This is a genomic window from Devosia sp. (genome assembly GCF_036406155.1).
GTDB lineage: Bacteria > Pseudomonadota > Alphaproteobacteria > Rhizobiales > Devosiaceae > Devosia_A.
Genome location: NZ_DASWVV010000076.1, coordinates 1 through 1,925 on the forward strand (window position 1 = coordinate 1; position 1,925 = coordinate 1,925).

Sequence of the window (1,925 nt, forward strand, 5' to 3'; positions counted from 1 at the left end):
GACGCTCGAACTGATCCCGCGCGAGCGCCGCGGCGCCTGCTTCCGGGTAACGCTGCCGGCACGCCGCAATCCGCACCGCCGCCAGGCCAAGGCCCAGCGCAACCGGCAGGGCGCCGCCGTCACGCGCAGCCGCGCCCCGGGCTGAGCGCCGGGCTCACCGCAGCTTGGCGTAGAGCGTCTCGGGTCGCACCGCCTCGTCGAGACGGAAGCGGTGGTTGGCCGGCGGGTGGGCCCTCTGGCCGCATTCCATGCGCGGGCAGGTGCGGCAGCCGACGCCGATGGGCACGTAGCCCGCCGGGTTGGCGAGATCGATGCCGTCCGAGTAGATCATCTCCTTGGCATGCAGGATCGAGCAGCCCACGCCGATCGAGAAATGGCGGCGCGGCGCGTTGTGCCGGGAATCGCCCTTCGAGAACGCCCTGGCGATGCAGAAATAGCGCTCCCCGTCAGGCATCTGGCTGAGCTGCACGTTGATGCGTTCGGGCTGCAGGAAGGCCGAGTACACGTTCCAGCGCGGGCAGGCGCCGGAATGGCGCGGGATGTGGATGCCGGACAGCGAGAAGCGCTTGGAGATGTTCCCGGCGATGTCGGTGCGCACGAGATGCAGCGGAATGCCCATGGCCCCGGGCCGCTGCAGCGTCGTCATGCGGTGGCACACCTGCTCGAAGCTCGCGCCGAACCGGCGTCCCAGCCGTTCGATGTCGTAGCGATAGTCGCGGCAGGCGCGGTGGAACGGCTCGTAGGGCATGACCAGGGCCGCGGCGAAATAGGCGGCGAGCACGTTGCGCCCGAGCATCGGGGCGTCGCCTTCCGGCAGGTCGGCGACCAGCGCCTCGATCTCGTTGGCGGCGGCCAGTTGCCCGAGCTGGTGGGCAATCAGGAAGTTCGCCGATTCCGCCGGCAGGATGTCGGAGACCAAGAGCCGGTTGCCGGCGCGATCCCAGCTGCGCGCGATGCCGTGCGGCAGGGAAGCGAGCCGCACCTCGATGCCGAAGACGTTGAACATGTAGGTGCGCAGCCCGTGGTCGAAGACGTCGGAGCTGTCGTCGACGTCGGCGCGCACGCGCTCGGCCGCCGCCTCGATGGCGGGGAAATGATTGGCGTGCTCCTGCAGGAAATCGGAAATGCGGTCGGTGGCGAGGTGGAAGGGCTCGCCGTCCGGCTCGGCCGCCGCGGGCGCGGCCACGCCGCCGGCGCGGTAGCGGTCGTAGAGCCGCAGCATGGCTCGCGCCGCCGCCGGGTTGGAGTGGGCGAGGTCGCGCACTTCCACATTGGTGACGTCGGCGTCGGCGAACACGTCGTCGCCGAACATCTCCATGAGGTCGCCGGCGAGCCGGCCCTCGTCGCTGTCCGCCAGTTCTCCTGCCTCGACGCCGAAATAGCCGGCGACCTTGAGCAGCAGCGGCACCGTCACCTTGCGGCGATTGTGCTCGATCAGGTTCAGGTAGCTGCCGGAAATTCCGATGGCCGCCGCGAGGTCGGCCTGCGACAGTCGGCGCTGCCGGCGCAGGCGGCTGATGCGGCCGCCGATCTGCATGTCCTCGGCCATGCTCCCTCCCGCTGTTCTTGACACATTTTACAGCGCGCAACGCCGGACTTTACAGACATTTACAGCTTTACCAGGCGTCCGACGCTTTCTCCTTGCGTCGCGAGGGATGATGTCAAACATTTACAGACAACGCAACCGAGGAGGATTACCATGCCCGCCGACGATACGAGGACCGAGGACTTCGTCACCATCATTGCCGCCTCCACCGCCGAGGCGATGGAGCAGTACAAGGCCCAGGGCCTCGACCTTCAGGGCTACACCATCACCGGCCCCGTGGGCCGCCACCGCTTCTCGCTGGTGGAGGGCGCCACCCGGTCCGACCTGTTTGCCGGCCAGGACATGATTGCGGCGACCTTCCGCCGCACCTGACCGTCCC

At 68.6% G+C, this 1,925-nt stretch carries 2 protein-coding genes; one reads left to right on the forward strand and one right to left on the reverse strand.

The window, feature by feature from the left end; genetic code table 11:
• Positions 1-154: 154 nt before the first annotated feature.
• Entirely contained in the window at positions 155-1,549 is a 1,395-nt protein-coding gene (locus tag VGD93_RS05045) for a helix-turn-helix domain-containing protein (RefSeq protein ID WP_395009820.1), read from the reverse strand.
• Between the two features lie 150 nt (positions 1,550-1,699).
• On the opposite strand from VGD93_RS05045, the gene VGD93_RS05050 reads away from it, so the two are divergent.
• A complete protein-coding gene (locus VGD93_RS05050; RefSeq protein WP_395009822.1) occupies positions 1,700-1,918 on the forward strand; it encodes a hypothetical protein in 219 nt (72 codons plus the stop codon).
• Positions 1,919-1,925 lie beyond the last annotated feature (7 nt).

Excerpts from the sequence above, each read along its gene's own strand:
- VGD93_RS05045 (WP_395009820.1), bottom strand. The coding sequence starts at position 1,549 with ATGGCCGAGGACATGCAGATCGGCGGCCGCATCAGCCGCCTGCGCCGG.
- VGD93_RS05050 (WP_395009822.1), top strand. The coding sequence starts at position 1,700 with ATGCCCGCCGACGATACGAGGACCGAGGACTTCGTCACCATCATTGCC.